This window comes from Pseudoalteromonas sp. S2721, from assembly GCF_005887425.1.
Lineage (GTDB): Bacteria > Pseudomonadota > Gammaproteobacteria > Enterobacterales > Alteromonadaceae > Pseudoalteromonas > Pseudoalteromonas simplex.
Genome location: NZ_PNCZ01000034.1, coordinates 1 through 24,007, shown reverse-complemented (window position 1 = coordinate 24,007; position 24,007 = coordinate 1). Strand labels below are relative to the sequence as shown.

Sequence of the window (24,007 nt, the reverse complement as noted above, 5' to 3'; positions counted from 1 at the left end):
AATCATGCGTCGCAGTATTTTTATTACACAAGATGATTTGCAATCGCCTCACTGGTTAAGTGCATTTCCAAATTGCGTAATTCAGACAGCCTGTCCTAAGAAATTATTAGCAGACACATTAGTCTGGTTACTTGCAGACTCTGCGGATTGGCAAGTGCAGCTACAAAAATTAACCGCACAACGACTACCCGTGATTGTGATGACAACTCAGCTGGATATTCAACAACTGTGTGATGCACTGCAACTTGGTGCACGCGGATACATTGAAGCATTTGCAAACAAAACTGTCATCGAACAAGTTGCTGAAACCGTTAACGCCGGTGGAATTTGGCTTCCTGGGCAATTACTTTCAAACTTGGTTGGCGTGTTATCAGGACAAGCAATTAACTATCCGCATCAATGTGATCTGAGTTCTCTCACCAAGCGTGAAAAACAGGTTGTTGATGAAGTTATAAAAGGTGCAACCAACAAACAAGTCGCGCAAGTTTTAAATATTACTGAGCGCACTGTCAAAGAGCACATGAGCTCAATTTTTCACAAATTAAAGGTACGCGATCGAATGCAATTAATGCTTGCTGTGAAGGGTCATTAAACTGACTCTTCAACCGCAACAACACCATCAAAACCAAGCCCTTTTAAGGTTGACTGATCACTTGGGTTTTTAACCCCTTCAGCAACAACCTTAATCCCTAGCGAGTGAGCTAATGAGCATACCCCTCTCAAAAAGCTTTGGTTTGAGTCATTAAAACTAATGTTATGACAATAAACGCTATCTACCTTTATCATCTCAAGACCAAGCTCTTGGATTTTAGTTAATTTTGTAAACTCAGCCCCAACGCGTTTTAACGCAACTTTTGCACCTATGCTATGCACCTGACTGCAAAAACGCCTGAATAACGGTAAATCTTTAATGGCAGTGTTGGCTCGTACCTCAAAGCAAATTCGCTTAGCAAGTTCAGGGTAAGCACACAATCCTGTCAAAATTGACGCTACGGCCATATCATCATGTAAGGTATCTGCTGAGAGCTCCATCCCCAGCAAGGCACCGTCTGTTAACTCACCATATTGCTTAATCATCAACTTCATTAGGCTCCAATCAAGCCGCGCTAGTAATTGAAGTTTGTGCGCCCATTGATAGTAAAATCCTATTCCGTACTTCTCTCCTTTGATCAATAAACTCAGTGAAATTTGTTGTTGTAGAAGAACGTCGCTGAACGAGGTAACGGGATATAATGCAATTTCTAGTTGGTTTTCTTTTAATGCTAATTCTATCGTTTCTCGCCAAAAATTAAGGTCATCATTTCTAAGCTCAGCAGTACCATCTACAGTAAAGTGGGCATTACAACCAGGCTTTGAAATCGCCACTTTTAATAAGCTATCAACCCGTTTTAACAGCGCTCCTCGCGTATCGTTGGTAGTAACTAAACTGCAACTATGAGATACAGCAAGATCCACCTGTGCGTACTGAGCAACTAATTGCTGATGAGACTGCAAAATATTGTCACTCAACAGTGTTAGATCACTCACATCAGAAAACAACACCAAAAAGTCGACATGCGACATTCGCGCAATATGGCTCTCTCTAAAGCTATCTTCATTCGACTCTAGAAATGCAACTAACGACTGCGAGAAAAGACGTAAAAACTCGACCATCTCTACACGTCCAACTTGCTCTGTTAGCTCGTCAAGATTAACCACCCTAAAAAGGAATAATGCGCCATGCCCTTGTGTATTATCTAAAAAGGTATCTAAGGTCGCATTAAAATACTCACGATTTGCAAGCCCAGTCAGGTCATCGTGCTGGCTCTTAAAACGCATTTCTTCAAGCCTTTGACGGTCCTCTTTCACGATGCGGCTAAAACGTGTAGATAGTAAGTTCATTGAAGAAACTAATTTGGCAAACTCGTATGTTCTAGGCACCTTTGATTTAATAAAGCGTTTTTCTCCTAACGCTATTGCTTGGCGCATTACATCGCTCAAAGGGCTTAAAATTTTCGATAAGAAGTAAGCGCTCGCTATACAAGCAACAACTGCAACAGCAAGAAAGCTAAAAAACAAATGCACCGAACTTTGCCAAAGCGCATCTTGTGTATGTTGACTATGACTTTCAACATATAAAGTACCATATTGCTGCCAACCATCACTGACAAGCGCAATGCCGGGTGCTACTTCAAGAGAATATAAATGGCGGAACCAGCTCGGTGCATCAAGCACTAACTCGCCCTTAAATGCACGTTTTATAATAGTCTCGCCATTCGGATCTTTTAATTCAATACGTTGGTAATAACCTGTATCAAACGACGCCGAAAGAAGCAGTTCGATTTCCACCGGGTCCTTATCCATTTGACTCAACATTAGCGCTAATGAATTTGCATTATCTACATTTTTCATTTTAAGTTCGGCTGTAAAATAGTCTTTTGCCGAACTTGTACTAATTAGCAAACTGCTAATAAAGCCAATAATGATCACCACTAAAATGGCAATCCATAACTCTTGTTTCAAAGTAATGGTTTTTTTGCGTTTAAACGCTTTAATTACATTCACCATTTAACTCCTTCTTTACGAGTTTGCTCTAAAATATGTCGCCAACGTGATAGCCTCGCTGTCGGATCGGCTACGCTTTGTGCTGAATTGTTAGCCCAAAGGCCCTTACTGTTAAAGCTGAAAACAGGACTAAGATCGGTGCGCTTTGCAGCAGGCAACACTTTTACGATTAAGCTGTCTAAAATAAGTGGTTGTGCATTGGGTTGACTGTAATAACCCAACACCATGTGGGCTTGGGTCTTCCTAGTTCCAGGTAATTGCGCTTTAACATAAATCAATCGAAGCTTGGTGTCGCTTATACCCAAAGCGCGTAAGCTGACGTATTTAGCAATAGCATAATCTTCACAATCACCAAGCCCTGTTCCCATTGTTTCTAGTGGGGTTGCCCAATAATCATTTTGTTTCCATAGCTGGATATCAGTTTGATAACGTAAACTACGCGCAAAAAAATCATTAACGACCAAAATTTGCTGTTGTTCAGGAAGATTTTGAGCATGCTGCAACATGCCTTGCCATTGCCTTGCGACAGTAACTCGAGTGGCACCGTAGCGTTGCTGCATTTGTTGAATAAAGGTTGAGAACTCGATCACTAAGCGCTCAGCTAAAGCACCGCTAGTGACGCAAAATAGAATGACAATTGAAGAAGATAAAAAGCGGTAACGCCCAATAAAACGACAAGCAAAGATACAAGCCTTAGATAACATAAGGCATGCCTTGAAGATATTCAGCTTGAATGTAATCGTGTGTGTTACCCATTATGCTTTAATAAAAAAATATGATTTTTAAAGCATAGCACCCAAGCTGAAACTATGAGAATTTAAGCGCTAATAATACGTTACTTTTTTTACCTGTCGAGGTTTTACTTCGCCGATGTATAAATCGTGCACACGCTTCATATCGAGCTGCAATTCAGTTGCATAGGTATCGCCTACTGCATAAGTCTTGATCACCTGTGCACCTTTGATCACACCTTGTACTTGGCTTTGTAATTGATCATTATGTGCGATACTGTTTTGCACTGTGGTACCTGCGGAAATTTTTTGCCCGTAAACTTGCTCAGCAAGCTCTCGATACGCTTCAAGCTTTGAGGCTTTAATCGCAAGAAGGGTACGCTGCGATTCATTATTACCAGGTTGAGCACTAATAGGCGCATAACCCACGGCTTTTAGCACTGGGTAGCTATCTGGCTCAATGTAAGTGTATTCTACATGTTTATCAAAAATACTACTGCAGCCGGTTAATGCTGCGCAGGCAACCAGCCCGCCGAATAATAATGCTCGCATGATTTATTTCCGCTTAAAACTCTTTGGCTACAAATATGCACGTTTAATGCCACTGTGGTACAGTCCTTGCTCGTTAAGGTTATTCATTGGTTTTATTGCTAGGTGTCAGCATGAAAAATAAAACAAGAGCCAACTTTAAGTGGTTCGCTTTAGCCTTTACAATTTTGTTTTCTAACAATAGCTTAGCGCAGTGGTTTGAATCTACAGGTCATGCTGTTATAAAAAATGGCGATACGAGCCAAGCCAAATCTGCCGCTATTAAAGACGCCATAACTCAGGCGTTAGTGTTTTCTGGCGCTCGAGTTAGCTCAGTACAAACCCTAGTCGACGGGGTTTTGACGCAAGATCAGCTAAAAATAAGCAGCCACGGTGAAATCCAAAAAATAGAACTGATCAGCGAAGACCGCCATAACGACACCTATGCTATAACGCTTCGCCTCGATATTTTTGCTCAAGCAGAAGAATGCCCAGCAAACCAATACACTAAATTTATTGCCGTGACACAAAGCCAACTGGCCAACCGCGAGCAAGCGCGCATGGGCCAAATTTTTGACGTAAACAAAGCTATTAGCGAACACCTCTATGCCAGCTTAAACAATACGCAAATGGCTGCAAAGCCAACAGCCTATTACAATATGCCGTTGCGAGTAGATCATTTTTTCACTCAGCAATACGATTACAGTAATGCGCTACTTGAAGAGATCACTAGTCGCAGTAACTCGCAATATGTATTACTGAGCCGTATTCGTGACTTATCGGTTAACCATAAGATCAACAACGATTATGCATTTTGGCAAGATGATAGTTTCAAGCGTGCATACAAAGTAGATTACGTGTTATTTGATGGCACCACTTACGAAAAGCTCTGGCAAAAAAGCTACCAAACAGAAGGCATTTGGCCGTATAAAAAGACTGAGATCATCGATGTATATAGCGACCGATTTTGGGCAACTGACTATGGCCAAGCTATCAGCGATATAAACCAAACCCTAACCTATGACTTACAAGCAGCCATGGCCTGCTTACCCACGCAAGGAAAAATACTGCATATCGAAAACGATAGGCTAATCATCAACTTGGGTAAGGCGCACGGGATTGAGCAAGGGCAAATTTTAAATATTGCCCATCATAATTACCTAACGGATGCTCAGGGTAATAAGCTTCCGCATAAAATCACCACACTTAACCAGGTAAAAGTAACTCAGCTTTATCAGCAATCAGCGGTAGCCATAAGTATTGATCAGCAACCACTACCAAACATTCAAATAAACGATATTGTTGAATTAGCTACTAGCGAGTAAATGAGCTTGTAGTCCCTTATGAGCATTTAGCCAGTCGGCTAATTGCTCAACGCCTGCTATATGTGGGTAATGCTTACGGGTTGCAATAACAACTTGGCGCTGCTGATTTGGTGTAATTGCTAAGTACTTTACTCCCTCACGTGGTGTACAAGCAAGCTTAGGAACAAAAGTTAACCCATCATCCATTGCCACCAGCGCGAGTAAGGTTTCAATACTATTGCCTTTATATTGATTTGACACCTCAACCCCTGCTGAAAAGCAAAATTGTTCTGCTTGATCTTTAAAGCAATGCCCTTCATTTAGCATCAATAAATCACAACCTTGTAATTGAGCCAGCGCAACCTCAGGGTGTTTTACTAATGCATGTTGTTCAGAAACCGCTACTAAAAAATCTTCTTTATAAAGCGGTGACACATGATAAGGCGCTAAATCAGCCACATCAGCAACAATGGCAATATCAATCTCACCATTATCAAGCGCTACAAGCGTTTGTGCTGTTTGCATTTCTATAAATGAAAACTGAGTTTCACTAAAGGCTTGCTTCATCGACGTTAGCAGCGTTGGCAGTAAATAAGGCGCAATGGTAGGAATAATACCGACATTTATTTTACCTTTTAGTGGGTCGTGTGAGCTGGTAGCTATTTCTTTAAGTACCTGTGTTTGCTCTAAAATAACTGTGATCTGTTTAAGTAGTTGCTCACCTTGCACAGTCAACGTAACCTGCTTAGTTGAACGGTCAAAAATAACAACACCCAACTCTTGCTCAAGCTTTTTGACCTGACCACTCAATGTAGGCTGGCTGACATAGCACGCATCAGCTGCTTTTCTAAAGTGCTTATATCGAGCAACTGCTTTTACATATTCGAAGTCTTTTAAATTCATATCACACCAACAATAGCTTTTACCTATCATACTAATACAAACAAACGATTGGAGCTATCATAAATTAAACTGCATAATGGCACTCAACAAATCAAGAGGAATCAAAACAATGTTAAACAATATCGAAGGCCAAAAAGTACCAAACGTTACATTCGCAACACGTGTAGACGAGCAGTGGAAATCAATAACCACTGACGAAATTTTTAAAGGTAAAACGGTTGTGCTCTTTGCATTACCAGGTGCATTTACACCAACATGTTCATCAACTCACTTACCACGTTATAACGAGCTTGCAGCTGTATTTAAACAAAACGGCGTTGATGACATTGTTTGTATTTCTGTAAACGATACATTCGTAATGAATGCATGGGCTCAAAACCAAGAAGCGCAAAACATTACTCTATTACCAGATGGTAACGGTGAGTTTACCGACGGTATGGGTATGCTCGTTGATAAAAACGACTTAGGTTTTGGTAAACGCAGCTGGCGTTATTCTATGCTGGTAAAAGATGGCGTTATCGAAAAAATGTTTATTGAGCCACAAAAGCCAGGTGACCCGTTTGAAGTATCTGATGCAGATACCATGCTTGAATACATTAACCCAGCACAGGTAAAACCAGAATCAGTGAGCATTATTACTAAACCTAACTGCCCGTTCTGTACCAAAGCTAAAGCGCTACTAGACGCAAAAGGTTATGTGTACGAAGAAATTGTATTAGGTCAACACGCTTCACTAACGAGTTTAAAAGCGATTTCAGGTCGTGAGACAGTGCCGCAAGTATTCATAGGCGGTGAGCACATTGGTGGCTCTGACGATTTAGAAAAACACTTTGCATAATTTTCAAGTTGGGGCTGCTCGTTGCAGCCCTTTATTATTTTAAAACCTCAACCAATTGATTCAATTATAAATTATATAACTGGTCTGCTCTCGCCATCACCCATATTTATATTCAAAATACCAACACCTTAGTTACCAAATTGTTACATAAAGCCAAGAATAAACTTAAAATGTCTGCAGCTACATTTACTCAAACCGTAACGAATTTAAGATGAATTAAGTGGAATATACAATGAAAAAACTATTACAAGGACTGATCCTATCCTTGCTATGTTTCGGTGGCCAAGCTCATGCTGCGTCAACTGGTACTATCGATTTACTCACCCATCCTGTTGGCATTATCTGCCTTGTTATTTTTATCTTTGCTTATGTGCTCGTCATACTCGAAGAAAAAATTCACTTACGCAAATCAAAACCCGTATTAGTTGCAGCCGGGATTATTTGGACCCTTATTGCTTGGCAATACAGTGCACAAAACTTATCTGATCTTAGCACCGACGCATTTCGTCATGCCTTGTTAGAATTTTCGGAGTTAATGCTATTTTTGCTCGTTGCGATGACCTACATTAACGCCCTAGAAGAACGCCGTTTATTTGATGGTCTAAGAAGCTGGCTAGTTGCGAGGGGCTTTAGTTACAAACAATTATTTTGGATAAGCGGTGTACTGGCATTTTGTATTTCACCTGTAGCCGATAACTTAACAACCGCCCTACTTTTATGTGCTGTGGTAATGAAAGTTGCAGCAAATGATAACCGCTTTATTGCTATGTCATGCGTAAATATAGTGATTGCCGCTAATGCCGGCGGCGCATTCAGCCCATTTGGTGACATCACGACACTGATGGTTTGGCAAGCCGATGTTGTTGCCTTTACCGAGTTCTTTGTTTTATTTCTGCCAGCTTTAGTCAGCTATATTATTCCTGCCTTTGTTATGTCTTTATTTATCAATAACCGTCACCCGGATACGGCCGATGAAGATATTGAACTTAAACGCGGTGCGCTTCGCATATTGTGCTTATTCTTACTGACAATTTTAACCGCCGTGGTGCTAAAAACCGCCTTTGGTTTACCGCCAGTTGTGGGCATGATGATGGGCCTTGGCTATTTACAGTTTTTTGGTTACTTCTTACGCGTGACACTCCCCGGCTCTCTTGCCAGAAAGCGTGCGATGGCAGAGCGTGAAGGTGATAAAGAGCGCTTATCTCGCTTAGGTAACGTTGTTCCTTTTGATGTATTTAGCCGCGTATCGAGAGCAGAGTGGGACACGCTCTTGTTCTTCTATGGCATCGTTATTTGTGTTGGTGGCTTAGGGTTTATCGGCTACTTAGCGCTACTTTCTGATTTACTTTATAACAACTGGTCTGCCACCGGTGCGAACATTATTCTTGGTTTAATGTCTGCGGTAGTAGATAACATTCCAGTGATGTTTGCAGTGCTGCAAATGATGCCTGATATGTCGCACGGTCAATGGTTGCTTATCACGCTAACAGCCGGAATTGGTGGTAGCCTGTTATCAATTGGCTCCGCGGCAGGGGTTGCACTAATGGGTCAAGCGCGAGGGATCTACACCTTTAATAGCCACTTAAAATGGTCGCCGGTCATTTTACTCGGTTACTTTGCTGGAGTATTAACTCATTTATACCTCAATACAGCCTACTTCGGCTAAGACTTAATAAAGTAAAAACCCTTATCACTTTGAGGGTTTTTACTTTAAATATTTCACAATGAGCAGTTTATAAACAACAGCGTCGTAATAAGCTGTGTTTTTGTCGTAAAAAGTCAAGATTAAGGCAGGCACTTTACTTTAGTCTAATAATTCACAAATAAGGTGAGTTGAGGACACACATATGAGCCAAATGAATTCTGTTGCCATGCAAAATGGCAAGTTGCATGTAAAAAAAATTGATATTCCTACTCCCGGACCCGGCCAAGTACTTGTAAAAAGCCTAGCTTGCGGTATTTGCGGTTCTGATATTCATATAACCCGCCACACAAGCGATGTATTCGATATCTATAAAAACCTTGGCATCATGGCTAAAGAGGCAGGCAATGACCAAGAAGTATTATTAGGCCATGAGTACGCGGCAGAAATCGTTAGCTACGGCCCAAATACTAAAGGCGAATTAGCTAAAGGCACCCGCGTAACTTCAGTGCCAATTTTACTTTCTGCGGGCGGCGCTGGCGTAGGTGTAACCCCTGGGCTATATGGTGCCTACTCTGAATACTTTATTGTTGATGAAGCCTTGCTATTACCTATTCCTGATGCTGTTCCATCAGAAGCAGCAGCCATTACAGAACCACTTGCTGTTGGGCTGCACGCAGTGAACCGTGCACAAATGAATAATGATGATGTTGCCATTGTGGTTGGCTGTGGCCCAATTGGCCTTGCCGCGATTGCCGCGTTAAAGCTTCAAGGCGTAAAACACATCGTTGCCTCTGATCCACAAGAAAGTAAAAAACAAATTGCCCTTGAATTTGGCGCCACAGTATATGTTAACCCTATGGCGGATGATGAAGTTGCTACAGCCGCAGCACTTGCGGGTAACAACAAGGTGGTTATTTTTGAATGTGCTGGTGTAAGCCGCTTATTAAACGATTACATTTTACGTGCGCCAGCAAAAGCAAAAATCATTGTAACTGGTGTACATACCGCGCCACTAAACGTTAACTTTGCTTATGCCACAGTGAAAGAGTTAGACCTTCTTTTCTCTTATTACTACCAGCCAGAAGAGTTTGCACAATCACTTGAGAACATCGCGTCAGGCAAAATTGCATGGCAAAAAATGCGTACTGGTAAAGTCGGCATAGATGGCGTACAAGGTGCATTTGATACCTTATTTAAACCAAACGACCATATCAAAATCATCATTGAACCATGGCGCACAGGCGAGCTTGAAAAAGTAACGGGTTAATTTTAATGAGGCTATTAAAAAATTAATAGCCTCATTTTAGAGCTAAAATCTATAAGCGTTCAACTTACTATCAAAAACTAAGCCATCAGTCTCCTCACCTCTACCGCCATTTAAAACAGTTGTAAAAAATGATTTAACTACATCATTTGTCTTTTCATAGAACAGGCCATGGGTTTTCCCTACATTTGGGCCGCCAGTAAAGTCAAAATAAAAAGCATTTGAAGCGACCAAATTCCTAGCAGTTCTTCCTAACCGATCTTTTTGAAAATTCGCATCAGACCATTTTAGGACCCAATCATTTTCATTGATCGTAATATAAACTCGTTTTCCAGCTTCTATGTTATTTACCCAATGTTGATGACCTGCGTTATCAACATCAGCTTGGCACAATACAACGTTATCAAACATTCTTGTTTCAGCTTCGTATAAAGCGTTGATAACGTAATTCTGAAACAAATAATTCCCCAAACTGTATGTCATAAAGGTAAATTTAATATCACATGCCTCAAGGGCCTCTTTATTGAACGGCTCTTTCATGTAATGACCTAGCTTTTCCAACGTAGCATCCAAAGCACCAACTGACGCCTGTGCATTTCTCTTAGCGCTTCGGTATTCTTTTGTCTTAAAACCTCCAGGATTAGAGGGCCAAGAAAAAACAACAACCTCAACCCCATGCTCTTTTTCTAATGCTAATGACTTTTCTAAGTTCTTATAAAAGCTTTGATTAAAGCCATGTACAAAAAAAACGCAGTTTTTACCTGAAGAAGTGAGCCGTTCACGAACTTCTGCAAATGCTTTTTTAGAGGGAATATTATTCTCTGTGATTTTAGATGGCTCAGTGACTAGCCGCACTTGCCATACTCCCTCTACTTTATCTGCATGAGCGAGCCTAACTTCATTAGGTCCTTTAGCGTTTGCGTAGTCACCAAAAGCATTGTGATCGCCTACGCCATTTTTAAAGTTTGATTTATTTATGTTTCTATTCGTAATAATCAACATATCAATATCCTTATTCTGTTTTTAGCCATAGGAAGTAGTTAGAACCTGTCACTTTTATAGGCAGGGTTAAAACTAATCTGCAAAATAATGATTAGTTTAGATTTCGATCAAACAGCAAGAAAAACAGTAAAGAACACGACAAACGTATTGTTTTTTAATATTGAAAATAGACATAGTGTTGAGTAAGTGAAATGCTGGCAGCACTAAAAAACGACTTGATAAGAAGACTGTTCGAATGAAGAAATCTGTATTATTTAATAGAACACTCAAATTTATCGGATATTGATTTAGGCAACCGATTTGGAACTTTAATGCTACAAATTTGCTTCAAAGAAGAACATGACTAACCATTGATTTTATTGGTAGCCCCTACAGGAATCGAACCTGTAACTGCCCCTTAGGAGGGGGCCGTTATATCCATTTAACTAAGAGGCCACTCAAAAGCTGAGGTAAAGCTACAGAAAATTATAACGGTCTAAGGCTTTGGTAATCAAGAAATTAATCCAACCGGCTTTAGAGCAAGCCGATCGGTAAAATAATGAGGCTAGTTAACGCGAGCAGTTGCTGATTTGATTGACTCATTCTTTAGCACAAAATATGGGATCACTTTTTGTGCGCTGGCAATAACCAGCTTTGAGTTTAAATTAATTACTCGCGCATTCACTTCAACACCATTAGGGCGATATATCAGCGTGCCTGTAAGTACATGGCTGGCGATGCGACGCTCGGCTAGCTCTTCTACATCACGCGACATCACAAAATCACCACGTGAAGTCACACTAATGATATCCATCGCTTTAAAATCAACAACGCCAAAGCCGAATTTTTGCAGCTGGTGCATCATTGTTTCAGAGAGTTGATTACCAAGTTGAGAGCTGTTTTTTAGGCTCGCATCTAAATCAACAAAGCTAGTAATGGCTATTCCTAACTCGCTTTCTTGTTGCATGGTATCCACTAATTCAAGGGCCATTTGCTCGACATAATTAACAACGGTTTTATGATGTTGATAAGGCACAAATAAACGATGGTTAGCGTTATCCTGCTGCATATCTTTTTGCTCAAGCGCTTGCAGCATAGCAACATAATCGACTTGAGTACTTGCTGATGCAGGTGCACTTTGAGCGGTATTTTGCGGCTCTGCTGATTGCTCTGGCAGCAATTGGCAGCCAGAAATCGCGAGCGTTAACGATGCAAAAATAAAACCTTTCATAGCTTACTCACTTGCTTGTTTAAGTGTAATACCATCACTACGGTTGGTGCTATCAAGGGCATCAACCACTGATTGTGGTATAAAGCCTTGCGCTGACCCTACAACTGCTTTGCTTGCTAAACCAACAATGCGGGCATTAACGAGCACACCACTTTGATGATTAACTAAAGTACCCGCCAATACATAATTGAAGTTTTGATCTTGGCTTAGCTCTAAATAATCACGACTGAAAACATAGTCACCACTTGGCGTGACACGCATATAATCAGTGGTTTTAAAATCAATGACAGGTACACCAAATGCATGAAGCTCATGAATGAAACTTTCGGCAATTTGATTACCTAGCAAATTCGTTGAGTTGTAATCTGCATCAAGGTATACAAAGCTTGAAACAGCAACCGGCGTGTTATCGCTAACATATTGCAAGTTTTCAACTAAGTCCTGCATGATGCCACGCACATAGTGATTAATATTTTTGCGCGTTGGTGCAGCGGTAAAGGTGCTGTTATTCATCACCGCCTGATTGGTTTGAAATACACTGTCGTTACTGTGCGGCGCGGCAACTTCTCTTTGCGCAGCTAATTGAGGATCATTATCGTGTTGTGTTACATCACCAGTTAACATTGACGAGCAACCAAAGCCAAAAGGCAAACATAAAGTTAAAATTAAACGTTTCATTAAATGAGTTCCTCTTAATATTCGCTTCGATACAACTGGCCATCACGTTGCTGAACTTTTTCAGCGCCCCACATCACATTGATAGGGATCTCGGTGCTTGCTGCTGACACTATTCGCAGATCTTTGGTATTTACCAATCGGGCGTTAACTATGTAGGCATGTTGTTGCCGCGTCAGTGTGCCGGTAATAACAAAGTCAATATTCTGACGTTGACGCAAGGTATTTACATCACGACTAAGTACACTATCGGCCGATTGCTGCAAATTTAAAGTCTTTTCTAATCGATACTCTATGGTATGAAAACCAAGCTGAGTAAATTGCGTTAATAAACTTTCTTGAATTTGCTGACTCAAGCCACTGCCCTGATCTTCTGCTAAATCAGTACCTAAGCCATCAGCCATATAGAAACTGGTCACAGCAATACGTGCATTGCCTTTGTAAGGGCCTTGAATACGGCTCAGCTGACTACTTAGATCAGCAACGTATTGATGCACCGTATAAGGTGCCATCGGCGATTTTGGGGTTTCTCTAGGGGGCGCTTTTTGTGGCTTTTCAGTTAAGCTACAACCCACCAACACTAAAAAAACTGAATAAAATAACAGGCGCATAATTGCCATCCTCACTAAACTTAGTAAGTACAAAGCAATAATTATGCCTAAGTATTATTGTTGGTGAGATAAATCAAGCGGATTTTGCACATAGTGCGATACCAAGCATGCCACCCCGACTGATGCTAACTTTTTACAATCATTATCTGCTTGCTGCTTTTGTTGATATGCACCAATTTTCAAACGATGAAAAGTGCTGCCATTTACAGTTACTGACTCTACATTAGCAATAAACTGACCATGAAATAGTGCCGGCGCTTGTTTTTTAATTTCAGCAAGGCGAGCTGTTAGTCGAGGTAATTCTGTTACGGAAGCAAGTTGTAGTGCAAACTTGGCTGCAGGCTCCGCAATAAACTGAGGTGCGGTTACTGATGACTTTTTAGTATTTACAGGCTCAGCTTGCTGCGTATTTAACAAAGTAAGTTGTTCAGTGAGTAAGGTTAACTCACTTTCTATTGTCAGCAAGCGCTCAAGCTCTGGCTTCATCGCTTGGAATTGTTGATGCGACTGTCTCAGCTCTATAAGCTCTTGCTGGCTAATTTTTACTAAGTTTTCTTCACTCACTTGTGGCTCTGATACGCTTTGGCAACCAAAGATAGGAGTAACCAGTAAAACTAACCATACTTTCTTCAGATTTTGAAAAATACTAAAAACCATAATTTACTCCTTGCTAGTGTTGAACATGCTGCTCTGTTACATGGCATTTAATTGCTTGTGATATTAGCTGCACACATTGCTGCTCAAGCTCGTTTGCAGATTGTGCGTCATAGCCAACCGCAAGCGTGTAGTGCGCATTTGCTTTATCGTGAATATAAAAAGCGTTTTTTAACCCTTGCTGTAACAAACGCTGTTTCACCAATGAGTAATACACCTTTAATATTTTCAGTGAATTAAACTTGCCAATACTCGCTATATATCCCTGGCGCTTTTCGAGTGGCCGCAAAGTAATGTCAACTCCCACCAGCACATCACCTTTGGGCGATAACTGTATTTTATGTGTTTGAGTACTAGTCAGTGATTTTTGTCCTTGGTACTGCTTATCTACAATCGCCTGATACTTACCGGGCTTAATATCAGTAAACAAGTAATAGCCATCATAAGCCGCTTGCGTAGTTGCTACATCATTACCTTGCTCATCCACTAAAGTAATTTGGGCATAAGGTTGAACATTAGCTCCTTGCTCTGTCTGCTGATAAACAGTGCCTTCTATTTCGCTGGCATTATTTACTGGAAAATCCATGTACTCAACAAAGCCTGCTCGTGGTGTTATGGAGAAACCATCGTGGGCGGGGATCATAAAAGGGTCAGCAAAACTGTCACGATCGAGCACTATATCTGTTGTGCGGTTAGCTGGCATAGCAGAAAGAATCGCGATCCCTTGTTCATCAGTAATCGCTTGGCGATAATTTTGTAAGCCTTTTACTTTAACACCTGCCAAGCCCTTCTCATTACTGTCTTTAATACCATTATCATTTTCATCTAAAAACACATTAACCATTAAACTACCTGTATTGGTCAATGTTCTGTTGCTCATAAATGGTTGATTATATTGGCTATCAAAACCAAAGCTAAATCGGCTATTTAAGCGAATTTGCCATTGGTCATTACTATCGTAATTAACATTACTGCTTAAGTTAATCCTGTCATTTTGCCACGTTAGTCCTAATTCTGCAGACTGAACATCGTAATCTAGAGAGTCCCTTAAAGTTAACTCTGCTTGGAGACTCGGGCCTAAACTTCGGCTAAATTCAGCTTCATAACTTGCTATCTCACTCACTGGAGAAAGACGATAATTAACACCAAACCGACTGTACACTCTGCCTAGTCGTGTTTGTAAACGCGTCATACCATCTACACTTTCTTGCCCGGCACTTGGGTCTTGCCATTGCAATAAATTATTTATTGAGACGTTTGCATAGCTGTAATTTAAACGGTTATAAATTTGCTTTAAATCACCACTTTGTGCGTGTTGAACTAAAAAGTTGTTTTGATAATTAAGCCGCCCAAAGTTGTTTTGCATCAGCTCACCAGACATATCAAATTGATAGCTTTTCAGCGTTATATCTCGACCATTCTGGTTATCTGTACGGTTCGTTGCGCTGAATAGCAAAGACTGATCAGCCAGCTTAGTTCTTGTTGTTAATTCAAATTCTCTTTGTTGTTGATTGTTTTCTTCATACTCCAGATTAACTAATAACCTATCTAACAAGCTGAGATTCGTTCCTAGAGCAACATGGTATAACTCATCTTGCTCTTGCTTTTGCGCCATAAAGCCTGAGTACATAGCAACGTTATCACTCAATCCATATTGGTATCGCCCTGCAGCAACCCAGCCCTTGTTTGCACTATTACTGTTATTACCTAATAACTGCTTGCCTTGCTCTGAAAAAGATAACTCATAGACTGCTTCCCCTTGTTCAAGCTGCGTACCATCAATGTAGTAATATTCTGTTTTTCGCTCTACTTGCCCTTGCGGACCATAAAAAATCAACTCAAAGTTATTTTCACCAAACAGTAAATCAACGTCAGCAAAAACATAGCGCCCATCCGCCAAGCTCAATTGCTGCTCAATTAAAATACCATTGCGGTATAATTCAACATCCCAACCTGGCTGTACTGCACCAGTTAGATTCACTCGATTATTATTAACTGCTTGCCCAAGTTGATAATTCGAAATTTTAACTCCGCGCCCGTACTGGTTGTTATAACGGCTGCCAACTTGCGTAGCTGTGACATCACCTACCTCAATAAGACTTGCAGCAAGTGGACCTAACAGCTGATTATTCACATCTTGCTTGGAGAAAGTTAGTCTTGAGTTATTCAATAAATCACTTTCACGGCCCGATAAAAAGTATTCCATAGTAAGGTATGCAAAATCTTGCGAGCCAAGTAATGAGTAACTTGCCTGACTACCATCATTATCTTGGGTATAGTTCAATTGTAAGTCAGCCACAGGGACAGATAAGGCCTGGTATGGGCTTGGTTTCCAAGGTAAAGTTGCTTGCTTTTGAGTACTATAGCTTTGTAGTTGTTTTTTATGTCGCTGCGCTTGGGCGACAACCGGATAAACAGACTCAGTTTCAATATACAGCTCTAAGCTTGCGTAATCAGAGCGATGCTGAAATTCTAAAGCCTCAGCGAGTACTGCTGCCTCTATATAAATATCATCATCAACACTAATTTGTTGTTCTGTAAGCTGCCACTTTTTTGTATCTGTAATCAACTGTTTTTGAGCTGTTAATTGAAAGGTTTTATTGGTGTTAATGAACCAACCTTCGGCCCTCTCGGCTGATATATCGACATTAATTGCAAGCTGTAAAATATCAACTAGCCCCGAAACGCCAAGCAATATGTCTTGATCAGACTTAAGGGCAAACAACTCACCTAAATAATTTTCATTTAAATAAATTGAAAATAGCAAAAATTCCCCAATGGCAATTCGTTGCTGAGCGTCTAAGGTATCTGCAGAATGATTAACAGCAGTTATATGCTTAGATTGTGGAGCGTAAAGCTGTTCGCCATTTAGCTTAGCTCTTATGGCATTGACTCTAGCTAGTACATCCTCTGTACTCACAGTCGAATTAGCAACGCTGATAGGACTTAATAGTATAAGCCCTATCGCAAATAAGCGATTCATAAATGTTTTCGCATTAATCCTTAATGTCGAATAGGCAATGAATATGAGCCAAAATCGACGCCTTCATACTCATCGGCACCTTGATATTTAAGCTCAATGTTCCCTTGTTTTGGCAACTGTTTACCAGAGAATAAATCTAACAACACAGTCGCTTGTTCAATTTCAGGGTATAGGCTTAGATTCCCGATTTCTGCGATTTTTTCTTGTTTACCTGCAGAATTAGTAACATACGCGCTAAGTCGACCGTAACTACTAAAACCTTGTTGTTCAGTTAATTTAACGGCAATTTTTGGTTTTTTGTTTACCGAATCTTCAACTATTTCTGCAGTTTGAAATGCAACTTTTGGCAGCTCACCTTGTTCACGATATACAACTGGAATACTAAAACTCAAAATCATATTCACTTTAAGTCCAGCCTTAGCTGCCTTATCTTCATTTGGTAAGGCTTGAAATAGTAAATGGGAACGATATTCCCCTTTAGCCAAATCCTTAGGCTTTCTAATTGCTATTTTAATCGTTTGCCTTTCGCCAGGTGCTAAGCGAATTTGCTTTGGTGATAAGCGTGCCATAGGAGAAAGGCTCGTGGTTACTGGCTCACTCAATGTTTGATAGCCCCCACCAGGTAGCGCTAATTTTTCGCTCCATACCACGCGGTATGTACGGTACTCTTCTGAGCTATTAATGACGGTGACTTTTGCGCTTCGTTGGCGCTCATCAAATGAAACCCGCGTTGGTGAAATAAGTAAGTTTGCCGTTGCATATTGACTGAAAAAAACAAAAAGAAGTCCACATAAAAGACGTTTTGCGAACATATCTATCCTTAGTAATCGACTGATATTTCTAAATAAGTTGTAGAAGAATACTGACCATCAGCGTATGGTTTAGCGCTACGGTCTGTCGTTAAAATACCGCCAATAAATACTTTTGCTTCACCAAATTCATTGGTAATCACATATTTAGGAAAACCATTAAGGCGTACAGAAAATCCAGCACTCGAGTTGCCATCGATATCATGTGTTAAGTCAACTGGGGCAACTAGATTCATAGTTAGCTGAGTTCTAGCTGGAAAGTCAGTAAGTAATAATTCTGCAGGGCGGCCATTTTTAAGAACATAAACCGAGCCCTGCGTATTGATACTGCCATCATCTTTGACGATTACAGAGCTGGTATTTGTATTAGCTAGAATAACTAGAGTACCAAAATCAAGCGCTTGTTGCTCTGTGCTCGCAGCCTGTAAGGGTGTTGAGAACACACAAAATAAAACAGTAGCTAAAAGCAAAAAGCGCATGACTAATTACCTAGTATTATTAGTAAGCAACTTCTAATTGGAAAGTGCCGGTATACTCAACATCACGATAAGGCTCAGATGACGCCGAATTTGAGGTAGATAAATTGGCACCAATGTTAAACTCAACACTGCCGTCTGCATCTGCTGTTAAATTTGGGCTGCCTGGAAGGTAATAAGCATTTGCATTTGGGCCTGAAGTAATAAAATACTTCCATTCATCAACAATAAAGTTTGGCTCATTTAAACCTTGTCCATCAGAAGCTAAAATATTAGCTGTAGGATCAGTAATCGACAAACGCGCATTAGGCACCGCTTCCGATACCGTAAATGAAGCAGGAGACCCTTGCTCAATAATTGAAATAATCGCAGGAGATGCATCTGTTCTTGTTGAAACAGGGCTTGCATCAGGTTCTGGGTTAATTGTTAAAACAGCTTGCGCAGCACCTGAAGGATCGGCTACGGCACGAATAGTACCAAAATTTAGATCATTTCCTTTTGTTAAAACAACTGAGTTTTGAACCTTTACTGTTGCACTGAAAGATTCAGTAGTGGCATAAGAATAAAAAGCAGAAAATGCTAATGAGCATGCAATTAAAGAAAGAGGTAATTTCATATTAAGTCCTTATAAATAAATGGCTAAGCCATTTTGCTGTATCTTAAGCTTTATCGACCTCTAGAACAAATACTTTAAGGTTAATCCCCTAATTTCCAAGAGGAAAGATACTTAAAGCATCTCCCCAATAAAAGGGGCTGTCACACAAGTTTGCCCCATTCTTTTGGCTATCTCACAAAAAGCTGTCGCCTGAGTATAATTTACAAATGGACCTGCTCGTAATCCATACAAGGTTACCCCTTTTTGCTCACGAGTTTTAAAGCGAAAATCTAGGTCATTTAAAACAGCAGGATAATCACGTTTAAGGTTCAAGACCTGATGTCTGACCTTTTTCGGCGTTAAATATAAACCTAATTGCACACCTGCTTCTGCTGCTTTGTTTGCAGCAATAATCGTTTCTAATGAGTCGATTGATGATGATTGCTGAGATTGTATTTGCTCACTTTGGTGATAGATCACATCATTTTGCGGCTCAAATGCCGATGGTTGTGCAGTTAAATCACTATTAGCCGAAAGTACCTCGATTAACAACGCAAGGTCTTTTTCCATTGCTGCAAGACGTTCAATGCTAGGCTGTTGATTTTGCCACTCGGCAGCAAATTGCTGTACCTGCTGTTCAGTATAAACAGGCTGGCTTTGTTCTTGGCTCATCATACATGCTGTTAAAGCAGTTAAGCAGATGGTTAACAATAAATATTTAGAGAAAATAGAAAAATGCATGGTGACGTCAATTCTAAAAAACAGACTTAAATATTAGCAATAAAAATGCCACCTTTAGAGTGAATATTTGACGCTAAAAATAAATTCGATTATCTGTGTATTTACTAACCCAACAATCAATACCTTGTCGCTTAATAGCCGCGCAGTCAGCTTTCGCATTTTTTAAATACTTATAGCCTCCAAACTTTAAGCGGTAGAAAGTTCTATCATGCACGTCTGCAACTTCAACATTCAAAATTGGTTTACCTTGAAAAATACTAGGCGCTTGTTTTGCCATTTTATGAAAGGTGACTTCTATTGCGGTCTCAGAGCTAACTGATGCTAACTGTAACGCAAAAGTATAATTAGGTTTTGTAGGTGCTAATATAGCAGCAGTGGCTAGGGTATTTTTTTGTGTAGCCGTTGATTGAAGCTCAGAACTAGTTTTTACATTAATTTGAAAAATAGGATCAATTAAGCGAAGTGCAAAACTTTGCATAGAATTAACGGTAGAGCTTAGCAGCAGCTCATTACTGCAACCAGAAACAGTTAATAACACCATTAGGTATATACTGCAGCGAAAAGGCTTGAAGTAATCTTTCATAATCAGGATTCTTAAACGTACCGTTAAAAAATTGCTTCTTACTTTGAAGAAGACTATCTGTTAGTACTTACCTGTACATCAAAAGCTAAAAGATAATTTAAGATATTGAAAATAAACACTAACATTATGTTTTTATTATAATTTCAGTTTAGTGCTTTAATTCGCTGCAAATCATGTTGTTAGTAAAAAGTAGCTTTATAACATAAACAATTTGCAGCAAAATTATTAATGCTTTTCATTACTCAGTTAACTAACTGAATTAGAGCAATTAATCACCATACTCATCTTAACAACCCTATAAGACAAAGGTATATCAGAAAAGTCCCTAATTTGTTAATAATCAACAATTGTCAGCTGCTTGTAAATAACAAAAAAGTGCCATATAGGCACTTTTTTAACATAATTTATTACTAAGTAAATAGAATTGGTTATTTAACCAACGACTTTATGAAGTCGCTCAATTCATCTTTGAATTCCTCACGTCGTAAAGCAAATTCAACGATGGCTTTTAAATAACCAATTTTGCTACCACAGTCATGGCTTTTACCTTTCATAGAGTATGCATCAACCGTTTCTTTTTCCATTAGCATGGCTATGGCATCTGTTAATTGAATTTCATCACCTGCCCCAGCTGGAGTTTTTGCAAGTAATGGCCAAATATTTTTGCTCAGTACATAGCGACCCACAACAGCAAGATTTGATGGAGCTTGATCAATAGGAGGCTTTTCAACCATATTCAAAATTGCGGCGCTTTCACCTTGATTGATTGTTACATCACCTAAGTCTACTACACCGAACTTGTCTACTTCGTTTTGCGGCACAGGCTCAACCATAATTTGGCTCTCACCGGTGGTTTCAAAACGCTGGATCATTTCAGCTAAGTTATCTTTTTTAAGATCGCTCGCAACATCATCGATGATAACATCCGGTAAGATAACAACAAACGGTTCATTACCTATAATAGGCGCCGCACAATTTATCGCATGACCAAGGCCTTTCGCTTCACCTTGACGAACGTGGATAATAGTCACATCCTTCGGGCAGATTGACTGTACTTCAGCAAGTAACTGACGTTTCACACGCTTTTCAAGTGTGGCTTCTAACTCAAAACTGGTATCAAAGTGGTTTTCAATTGAGTTTTTACTTGAATGCGTTACTAAAACAATTTCTTTAATTCCTGCTGATATTGCTTCATTTACAACGTACTGAATCAACGGGCGATCAACAATAGGAAGCATTTCTTTAGGGATTGCTTTTGTTGCAGGTAACATACGCGTGCCAAGACCAGCAACTGGGATCACTGCTTTCATTGATTTCTCCTTAAATTTTATTGTTCTTAAACTGAAAACGGATACTTAATTGCATCGTGACACTGATAACCTACTACTTCAAAATCATCTTTTGTAACCCAGCTTTCAATGTCTTCTAATGATTTAATATTTGGGTTTATTTTTAATTCTGGCGACGCGAAAGGCTCTCGCTTAAGTTGTACATCACGCATCAACTCAAGTTGGTTTTCATAAATATGCGCATTCGCTATTTTATGATACGCCTTACCCGGTTTATGTCCGGTTATTTGTGCAACTAAAGCAAGTAACACAAAACATTGAATTTGATTAAAGTTCAGACCCAGCGGCACATCACAGCTACGTTGGTATGATGTTAAGTATAAAGTATCGCCCAACAAAGAAAAGGTGTGCGTGTGCATACAAGGGCGTAAACAACCTAGCTCAAATTCACCTGGATTATAAAAAGTGACGATTTCACCGCGATCATCAATTCCTTTCGATAAGTTATCGATAACTTTTTTAAGCTGATCAAGGTGGCTACCATCAGGGCGTTGCCAACTGCGCCCTTGAACACCATACACACGGCCCATATCATCCTCACCACGACGATGCGGATTTTCAAGCCACGCTTTGTTCTCGTTCGCGTTGGCATTCCAAGTCATACAGCCGATATCACGAAACTGTGCAGCGCTGTCGTAACCACGTAAATAACCCAGTAACTCCGCTATCGCCGCTTTGTAAAAGCTCTTTCGCGTGGTGATGAGCGGAAACTTGTTATTTGCCACATCATATTCAAGATCGGCATTAATTACGGTTAAACATTTGGTTCCTGTGCGTTTGTTCTCAACCCACACACCTTCGTCAACAATACGCTGACATAAATCTAAATACTGTTTCATTGAATTGCTCTTGTTATGCTTTGCTTGCCACGCTTTGCTGCGGCTTTTTATAAGCCCATATTAACAAACCAAGGCCACCAATTACCATCGGCAATGACAGTATTTGACCCATAGAGATAACGCCTGCAAATAAACCTAAATGAGCATCTGGTTCACGGAAGTATTCAACAATAAATCTAAACGCACCATAGCCAAGTAAGAACACCCCAGCAACACTTCCCGCTGGACGAGGCTTTTTGATAAACCACTGTAAGATTAAGAACAGTACTAGGCCTTCTAAAAAGGCTTCGTATAATTGGGATGGGTGACGAGGCTCTGGACCACCTGTAGGAAAAACAAATGCCCAAGGTACATCTGTCACTCGGCCCCATAGTTCGCCATTAATAAAGTTACCAATACGCCCTGCTAACAAACCGAGCGGCACAAGTGGCACTACAAAGTCACCTACCTCAAACAATGATTTTTTACGGGTCCAAGCAAAGATTGCAATAGCTGTAATGACACCCAGGGTGCCACCATGGAACGACATACCACCTTGGTCAATTCTGAATAAATACAGTGGGTTTTCGATAAAGTAGCTGAACTGATAAAACAATACATAACCAATACGGCCACCGAGTATAACCCCGAGCATGCCGTAAAATAATAAGTCACTGACTTGTTCTTTTGTCCAACCTGAGTTTGGTTTTGCTGCTTGGCGATTAGCAAGCCACATCGCCAAAGCAAAACCAATTAAATACATTAAACCGTACCAACGTACGCTGAGCGGGCCTACCGAAAAAATAACCGGATCGATATCTGGAAATTGAAGAGCCATAAAAATTAAAACCTTTAACTAAACACCATTTTAAGCGCAATTATGACAAGTAATAGCGCGAATACTTTTTTTATTGTTGCCACAGGCAAGTAATGCGTGGCTTTGGCACCTATAGGCGCAATGAGCGACGAGGTAACCACAATCCCGACTAACGCAGGTAAATACACAAATCCGGCAAATCCATCACTGAAAGATGTTAATTGCCAGCCGGCAGATACGTAACCCACCGAGCCAAACAGCGCAATGACAATACCACAAGCAGCAGCACAACCAATGGCCTTTTTAATATCAACGGAAAAATAATGCAGTAGCGGCACAATAAGCGCCCCACCACCAATACCAATTAGTCCTGAAAGTGCCCCCATTATGGCACATAAAAAGCCAAGAATAGGCCCTGATGGAAGCGGCTTTTCACTGGCGGCTTTTTTTCGTGTCGATAACACCATTCTAAGTGCGATAAACACCACGCTACCGGCAAAAACAAAGCGCAGCAGCTGCTCAGGAATAAAGCTTGCTGCAAAGCCACTGATCAATGCGCCTAGGCCAACGCCAGTCATAACCCAAGGAGCAATTTCCCATGGCACGTTAGCATTACGATGATGAGCAAGGGCTGAAGACGTCGAGGTAAAAATAATGGATGCTAACGAGGTTGCTATCGCGATAACTAATACATGGCTTGGGTCGGCAACATTGAACGACACTAATAGCGCACTAAGTACTGGCACGATTATAAGACCGCCACCAATGCCTAATAAGCCTGCTAAAAATCCAACCACACTGCCCAAAATTGCGCAGTACACCATTAAAAGTATTACATCATGCATAGCACACTCATATATTCAATTTGTTATATACATATACTAAACTAATATATATACCCAAACCACCTCAAGATGCGAGTTTCAG

Annotated in this window: 24 protein-coding genes and 1 tRNA gene; 5 read left to right on the top strand and 20 right to left on the bottom strand. The window is 40.3% G+C overall.

Features of this window, described 5'->3' with window-relative positions; genetic code table 11:
• Nucleotides 1–4 precede the first annotated feature (4 nt).
• Nucleotides 5–592 carry a LuxR C-terminal-related transcriptional regulator gene (locus CWC02_RS13440; RefSeq protein WP_054554374.1) on the top strand — a complete coding sequence of 196 codons (588 nt, stop codon included), beginning with the start codon at nucleotides 5–7 and terminating at the stop codon, nucleotides 590–592.
• Here the strand turns inward: CWC02_RS13440 and CWC02_RS13435 are convergent.
• The 3 genes from CWC02_RS13435 to CWC02_RS13425 all read right to left on the bottom strand — a co-directional run bounded on the left by CWC02_RS13435 (nucleotide 589) and on the right by CWC02_RS13425 (nucleotide 3,827).
• A complete protein-coding gene (locus CWC02_RS13435) occupies nucleotides 589–2,547 on the bottom strand; it encodes a bifunctional diguanylate cyclase/phosphodiesterase (protein WP_138618711.1) in 1,959 nt (652 codons plus the stop codon). The two genes, CWC02_RS13440 and CWC02_RS13435, sit on opposite strands and share 4 nt — an antisense overlap.
• Entirely contained in the window at nucleotides 2,541–3,248 is a 708-nt protein-coding gene (locus tag CWC02_RS13430) for a transglutaminase-like cysteine peptidase (RefSeq protein ID WP_082389319.1), read from the bottom strand. The genes CWC02_RS13435 and CWC02_RS13430 overlap by 7 nt, the downstream gene beginning before the upstream one ends.
• 120 nt (nucleotides 3,249–3,368) lie before the next feature.
• A complete protein-coding gene (locus CWC02_RS13425) occupies nucleotides 3,369–3,827 on the bottom strand; it encodes an LPP20 family lipoprotein (RefSeq protein ID WP_054554372.1) in 459 nt (152 codons plus the stop codon).
• A gap of 110 nt (nucleotides 3,828–3,937) precedes the next feature.
• Between CWC02_RS13425 and CWC02_RS13420 the strand changes: the two genes are divergently transcribed.
• Nucleotides 3,938–5,128 (top strand): flagellar assembly protein FlgT, encoded by a 1,191-nt coding sequence (locus CWC02_RS13420; protein WP_138618709.1) that lies wholly within the window; start codon nucleotides 3,938–3,940, stop codon nucleotides 5,126–5,128.
• On the opposite strand, the gene CWC02_RS13415 is transcribed toward CWC02_RS13420, so the two are convergent.
• Nucleotides 5,111–6,010 (bottom strand): LysR substrate-binding domain-containing protein, encoded by a 900-nt coding sequence (locus CWC02_RS13415; protein ID WP_138618707.1) that lies wholly within the window; start codon nucleotides 6,008–6,010, stop codon nucleotides 5,111–5,113. The two genes, CWC02_RS13420 and CWC02_RS13415, sit on opposite strands and share 18 nt — an antisense overlap.
• 109 nt (nucleotides 6,011–6,119) lie before the next feature.
• Between CWC02_RS13415 and CWC02_RS13410 the strand changes: the two genes are divergently transcribed.
• From CWC02_RS13410 to CWC02_RS13400, 3 genes are all read left to right on the top strand, one after another.
• Nucleotides 6,120–6,848 (top strand): glutathione peroxidase, encoded by a 729-nt coding sequence (locus CWC02_RS13410; RefSeq protein WP_138618705.1) that lies wholly within the window; start codon nucleotides 6,120–6,122, stop codon nucleotides 6,846–6,848.
• Nucleotides 6,849–7,080: 232 nt separating this feature from the next.
• Nucleotides 7,081–8,514, top strand: coding sequence for a sodium:proton antiporter NhaD (gene nhaD, locus CWC02_RS13405; RefSeq protein WP_054554368.1), 1,434 nt, complete (start codon nucleotides 7,081–7,083; stop codon nucleotides 8,512–8,514).
• 181 nt (nucleotides 8,515–8,695) lie between these two features.
• The gene (locus tag CWC02_RS13400; RefSeq protein ID WP_138618703.1) at nucleotides 8,696–9,760 is read left to right on the top strand and encodes a zinc-binding dehydrogenase; all 1,065 of its coding nucleotides are present in this window, start codon (nucleotides 8,696–8,698) and stop codon (nucleotides 9,758–9,760) included.
• A gap of 42 nt (nucleotides 9,761–9,802) precedes the next feature.
• Here the strand turns inward: CWC02_RS13400 and CWC02_RS13395 are convergent, their stop codons facing one another.
• The 16 genes from CWC02_RS13395 to CWC02_RS13320 form a co-directional block, all read right to left on the bottom strand.
• Nucleotides 9,803–10,759, bottom strand: coding sequence for an alpha/beta hydrolase (locus tag CWC02_RS13395; protein WP_138618701.1), 957 nt, complete (start codon nucleotides 10,757–10,759; stop codon nucleotides 9,803–9,805).
• Nucleotides 10,760–11,119: 360 nt separating this feature from the next.
• Nucleotides 11,120–11,194, bottom strand: a tRNA-Arg gene (locus CWC02_RS13390).
• A 109-nt stretch (nucleotides 11,195–11,303) separates the two neighbouring features.
• Nucleotides 11,304–11,969 (bottom strand): FlgO family outer membrane protein, encoded by a 666-nt coding sequence (locus CWC02_RS13385; RefSeq protein ID WP_138618699.1) that lies wholly within the window; start codon nucleotides 11,967–11,969, stop codon nucleotides 11,304–11,306.
• 3 nt (nucleotides 11,970–11,972) lie between these two features.
• Nucleotides 11,973–12,647: a FlgO family outer membrane protein gene (locus CWC02_RS13380; RefSeq protein ID WP_138618697.1), complete on the bottom strand. Its 675-nt coding sequence runs from the start codon at nucleotides 12,645–12,647 to the stop codon at nucleotides 11,973–11,975.
• A gap of 14 nt (nucleotides 12,648–12,661) precedes the next feature.
• Entirely contained in the window at nucleotides 12,662–13,255 is a 594-nt protein-coding gene (locus CWC02_RS13375; RefSeq protein WP_054554363.1) for a FlgO family outer membrane protein, read from the bottom strand.
• Nucleotides 13,256–13,309: 54 nt separating this feature from the next.
• A complete protein-coding gene (locus CWC02_RS13370) occupies nucleotides 13,310–13,912 on the bottom strand; it encodes an SPOR domain-containing protein (RefSeq protein WP_138618695.1) in 603 nt (200 codons plus the stop codon).
• 13 nt (nucleotides 13,913–13,925) lie between these two features.
• On the bottom strand, nucleotides 13,926–16,892 hold the full coding sequence (locus tag CWC02_RS13365; protein WP_249364108.1) for an MSCRAMM family adhesin SdrC: 2,967 nt from the start codon (nucleotides 16,890–16,892) through the stop codon (nucleotides 13,926–13,928).
• A gap of 20 nt (nucleotides 16,893–16,912) precedes the next feature.
• Complete coding sequence (locus CWC02_RS13360; RefSeq protein ID WP_138600288.1) at nucleotides 16,913–17,704, bottom strand: fimbria/pilus periplasmic chaperone; 792 nt, start codon at nucleotides 17,702–17,704, stop codon at nucleotides 16,913–16,915.
• Nucleotides 17,705–17,712: 8 nt separating this feature from the next.
• The gene (locus CWC02_RS13355) at nucleotides 17,713–18,180 is read right to left on the bottom strand and encodes a DUF4402 domain-containing protein (RefSeq protein WP_054554359.1); all 468 of its coding nucleotides are present in this window, start codon (nucleotides 18,178–18,180) and stop codon (nucleotides 17,713–17,715) included.
• A gap of 19 nt (nucleotides 18,181–18,199) precedes the next feature.
• Nucleotides 18,200–18,793, bottom strand: coding sequence for a DUF4402 domain-containing protein (locus CWC02_RS13350; RefSeq protein WP_138618693.1), 594 nt, complete (start codon nucleotides 18,791–18,793; stop codon nucleotides 18,200–18,202).
• Between the two features lie 111 nt (nucleotides 18,794–18,904).
• Entirely contained in the window at nucleotides 18,905–19,513 is a 609-nt protein-coding gene (locus tag CWC02_RS13345) for an SPOR domain-containing protein (RefSeq protein WP_138618691.1), read from the bottom strand.
• A gap of 73 nt (nucleotides 19,514–19,586) precedes the next feature.
• Entirely contained in the window at nucleotides 19,587–20,096 is a 510-nt protein-coding gene (locus CWC02_RS13340; RefSeq protein ID WP_054554356.1) for an SPOR domain-containing protein, read from the bottom strand.
• A gap of 428 nt (nucleotides 20,097–20,524) precedes the next feature.
• Nucleotides 20,525–21,406: a UTP--glucose-1-phosphate uridylyltransferase GalU gene (gene galU / locus CWC02_RS13335; protein ID WP_054554355.1), complete on the bottom strand. Its 882-nt coding sequence runs from the start codon at nucleotides 21,404–21,406 to the stop codon at nucleotides 20,525–20,527.
• A 26-nt stretch (nucleotides 21,407–21,432) separates the two neighbouring features.
• Nucleotides 21,433–22,284 (bottom strand): thymidylate synthase, encoded by an 852-nt coding sequence (locus CWC02_RS13330; protein WP_138600286.1) that lies wholly within the window; start codon nucleotides 22,282–22,284, stop codon nucleotides 21,433–21,435.
• A 13-nt stretch (nucleotides 22,285–22,297) separates the two neighbouring features.
• Complete coding sequence (gene lgt, locus CWC02_RS13325) at nucleotides 22,298–23,101, bottom strand: prolipoprotein diacylglyceryl transferase (protein WP_138618689.1); 804 nt, start codon at nucleotides 23,099–23,101, stop codon at nucleotides 22,298–22,300.
• Nucleotides 23,102–23,115: 14 nt separating this feature from the next.
• Entirely contained in the window at nucleotides 23,116–23,925 is an 810-nt protein-coding gene (locus CWC02_RS13320) for a sulfite exporter TauE/SafE family protein (protein ID WP_055020682.1), read from the bottom strand.
• Nucleotides 23,926–24,007: the final 82 nt, after the last annotated feature.